This window comes from Bradyrhizobium sp. (assembly GCF_019244115.1).
Taxonomy (GTDB): domain Bacteria; phylum Pseudomonadota; class Alphaproteobacteria; order Rhizobiales; family Xanthobacteraceae; genus Bradyrhizobium.
The window spans coordinates 1-3682 of record NZ_JAFATE010000455.1 but is presented as its reverse complement, the minus strand read 5'-3'; the positions used below and the strand labels follow the sequence as shown (position 1 = coordinate 3682).

Genomic DNA, 3682 nt, shown 5'->3' with positions numbered 1-3682 from the left:
GCCATCGAAGCGTGGGGACGAAGCAATCCCCGCGTCTTGCTCGCTTGATTGCTTCGCTCGCAATGACAGCCCGCTCTATCACGCCTCCTTGTAGCCGTATTCCGGCACGTTGCCGCTCGCGCCATAATATTTGTACGGCAGGAATTTTCCCGACATGGTGATCTTGACGCGATCGCCTTTCGGATTGGGCAGGCGTTCCATCACCATGTCGAAATCGATAGCGGACATGATGCCGTCGCCGAACTCCTCCTCGATCAGCGCCTTCCAGGCCGGCCCGTTGATCATCACGAGCTCGTAGAAGCGGTAGATCAGGGGATCGGTCGGCGGCATCGCAATGCCCTCGCCGCGCATCGGGGTTTCATTCAGCATCGCGATCTCCGATTGCGACAGGCCGAACAGTTCGCCGGCATTTGCCGCCTGCGGCCTGGTCAGCTTCATCTGGCCGAGAATGGCGCCGACGATCAGCACCTCCGAATAGCCGCCGATTTTTTCGCAGATATGTTTCCAGCTCCAGCCCTTCTCACGCTTGATGTCGAGCAGTTTTTCGGTGAGGTCGGATCGTTTCATGTGAGCATCTCCTTCTTCCATCTCGTGCGCCCGGCCAAAGGCGCGAAGCGCGTCTTTCATCCAAAAAGTTGCCGGGCATCCCCGCCTTACCTTCCTCTTACAGAGACGTGGAGGGCCGGGACAAGCCCGGCCATGACGCCGGTCTTGCTTCGTCTTGCGACGTGTCCGATATCGACGCGATGGTCAGCGCAGACTTGCCGATCCTGATGAGCGGCACGTCGCGCGCATCGTGATCTCGCACGTCCGATGCAAACGTCCGCGAGCGACTGACCAGAAAATCGACCATGTGATTGCGCAAGGCGTAATAGAGCGGTTGGCGGTGCAGGTCGGTCCGGCCACGCGCCTTCGGCAGCGGATTCTCCACGATCTCTGCGAGCACGGCACCGGGTCCGTTGGTCATCAGAAAAATCCTGTCGGCGAGATAGATCGCCTCGTCGACATCGTGGGTGATCATGAATGCCGTCTGCCCGGTTTCGAGACAGATACGGCGCACCTCGTCCTGCAGCGTGCCGCGGGTCAGCGCGTCCAATGCCGAGAACGGCTCGTCCATCAGCATGATCTTTGGGCTGATCGACAGCACGCGCGATGCCGACGCGCTGCTTCATGCCGCCGGACAGTTCTGATGGCCGCTTGTGCTCGGAGCCGGTGAGGCCCACCAGGTCGATGAATTTCTGCGCGTGCGCCCTCACCTTCGCCCTGTTCCAATTGCGCCATTTCGAGGTGACCGCGAAGGCGACATTGCCGAGCACCGTGCGCCAGGGCAACAGTGCGTGGCTCTGGAAGATCACCGCGCGATCGAGACTCGTGCCGTCAATCGCCTGCCCGTCGACGATGACGGCGCCCTCACTCGGTCGATCGAGGCCGGCGAGAATGTTGAGCACCGTGGTCTTGCCACAGCCGGAATGCCCGATCACGCAGGCGAACTCGCCGCGCCTGATCGACAGCCAGAGATTTTCGAACACGGTGGTTGCGCCCGACGCGTCCGGATAGCGCTTGGCGATGGCTTCGACGGAGATGAATTTCTCCGTCATGGCGCACGCTCTTTCCGAGAATGCGCTGCGCCCCCTCTCCCCGCTTGCGGGGAGAGGGTTGAGGTGAGGGGGAGTCTCCACCAGCGCAATGTGCGGAGAGCCCCCCTCACCCGGATTGCGCGCCGATGGGCGCAATCCGACCTCTCCCCGAACGCTGGGAGAGGTGAAGCTGCCGCACTCTTCGTACCCCACGTCAACACCGCCCTACTCCGGAAACGTGACGGTGCGCGCGCAGCGCGCCAGGATCTGGTCGAGCAACATGCCGACCAGGCCAATCAGCAGGATGGCGATGATGACATTGGTGATCGAGAGGTTGTTCCACTCGTTCCAGACGAAGTAGCCGATGCCGGTACCGCCGACCAGCATTTCTGCGGCAACGATGACGAGCCAGGCGATCCCGATGGAGATGCGCATGCCCGTCAGAATTGTAGGCGCCGCCGCCGGCAGGATCACGGTGAAGGCACGCCTGACTATGCCGACCTCCAGGGTGCGCGCGACGTCGATCCATTCCTTGCGCACGCTCGCGACCCCGAAAGCGGTGTTGAGCAGCATCGGCCAGACCGAGCAGATGAAGATGACGAAGATCGCCGACGTTCCGGAGTCCTTGATCGTGTAGAGCGCGAGCGGCATCCAGGCGAGCGGCGAGATCGGCTTCAGGATCTGGATGAACGGATCAAGCGCCCTGCCGATCAAGGGCGACATGCCGATCAGGAAACCGAGCGGAATCGCAACCAGCACCGCAATCAGGTAGCCTGAGCCGACACGCGCAATCGAATGGAAGAGCTGGATGCCGAGCCCCTTGTCGTTCGGTCCGTTGTCATAGAACGGCCGCTTGAGGTGCTCCCACAATTTCGCGCCGACATCCAAAGGCCCGGGCATCGCCGACTTGCCTTGGGTCGCGGTCGCGCCCATCAGCTTGGCGTATTCCGGGCTCATGTTGGTGACGGGCCCGCTGCCGCGCGTGGCGATCTGCCAGACCGTCAGGAAGATGGCGAACAGTGCGACCGACAGGATTGCAGCACGGAGACGGAGGGTCATCTCCCTCTCCCGGCTTGGGGGGCAAGAAATGGACGACACGGCATGCAAGGCAAAGGGGCGTCATCCCCGCGAAAGCGGGGATCCAGTAAACACCGGTGATTACTGGATGCCCCGCATGCGCGGGGCATGACGGAAAGAGCACAGACAGCGCTGGCGAGGAGAGGTGAAGACAGAGCGATAGCAGCGCTCACGACGCCTTCCTGATCTTGAAGCCGGAGAGATAGTCCTCGGGCTTGTCGGGGTCAAAGGTCTTGCCCATCACCGAAAACGACTTGTACGCGGTCGCGGGCGGCGTGAGCCCCATTTCGGCCATCACCGTCTTCGTATCGGTCGCGAGATAGACTTGCTCGGCAACCGCCTTGTAGTCGATATCGCCCTTGATCTGGCCCCAGCGCTTCATCTGCGTCAGCATCCATACTGCGAACGACTGCCAGGGAAACGGATCGAAGTCGACCCGCTTCGCATCGGTCTTGATGCCGCCGAGCCCGTCGGCATAGGTGCCGGTGAGCACCTGTTCCAGCACCGTCACCGGCGCGTTGATGTAGTTGGCCGGGGCGATCGCCTCGGCGATCTGCTTGCGGTTCTCCGCCTTCGCTGCGTAAGCAGTGGCATCGACGATCGCGCGGGTCAGCGCCGCAAAGCTGTTGGGCGAAGTGGCGATGAACTCGCGGCTCGCCGCAAAGCTGCAGCAGGGATGCCCGTCCCAGATCTCCTTGGACAGGATGTGCAGGAAACCGGCTCCGTCGTAGATCGCGCGCTGGCAGATGTTATCCGGTGCGAGGAAGCCATCGATATTATCGGCGCGTAGGTTTGCGACCATTTCCGGCGGCGGGACGGAGCGCAGCTGCACGTCGGTGTCGGGATCGAGCCCGTGCTCGGCGAGGTAGTAGCGGAGCAGATAATTGTGCATCGAATAGTCGAACGGAATGGCGAACTTCATGCCTTTCCAATCCTTCGGGTCACGCCTGTTCTTGTGCTTGAGCGCGAGCGTGATCCCCTGACCGTTGATGTTCTCGATCGCCGGCACCGCGAACGGGATCGGCTGC

Annotated in this window: 3 protein-coding genes and 1 pseudogene; all 4 read right to left on the bottom strand. The window is 62.0% G+C overall.

The features are described from left to right. Positions 1-78: 78 nt before the first annotated feature. Positions 79-567 (bottom strand): cyanase, encoded by a 489-nt coding sequence (gene cynS, locus JOZ76_RS19945; protein WP_291701064.1) that lies wholly within the window; start codon positions 565-567, stop codon positions 79-81. Between the two features lie 97 nt (positions 568-664). Next, a pseudogene (locus tag JOZ76_RS19940) lies at positions 665-1598 on the bottom strand (ABC transporter ATP-binding protein). Between the two features lie 204 nt (positions 1599-1802). Then, the gene (gene ntrB / locus JOZ76_RS19935) at positions 1803-2636 is read right to left on the bottom strand and encodes a nitrate ABC transporter permease (protein ID WP_291701062.1); all 834 of its coding nucleotides are present in this window, start codon (positions 2634-2636) and stop codon (positions 1803-1805) included. Positions 2637-2823: 187 nt separating this feature from the next. Further along, positions 2824-3682, bottom strand: an 859-nt coding sequence (locus JOZ76_RS19930) for a CmpA/NrtA family ABC transporter substrate-binding protein (protein WP_291701061.1), incomplete at its 5' end; no start/stop codon positions are given.

What these genes read in the sequence shown, in the direction of transcription:
- cynS (WP_291701064.1), bottom strand. Translation starts at nt 567, where the DNA reads ATGAAACGATCCGACCTCACCGAAAAACTGCTCGACATCAAGCGTGAG.
- ntrB (WP_291701062.1), bottom strand. Translation starts at nt 2,636, where the DNA reads ATGACCCTCCGTCTCCGTGCTGCAATCCTGTCGGTCGCACTGTTCGCC.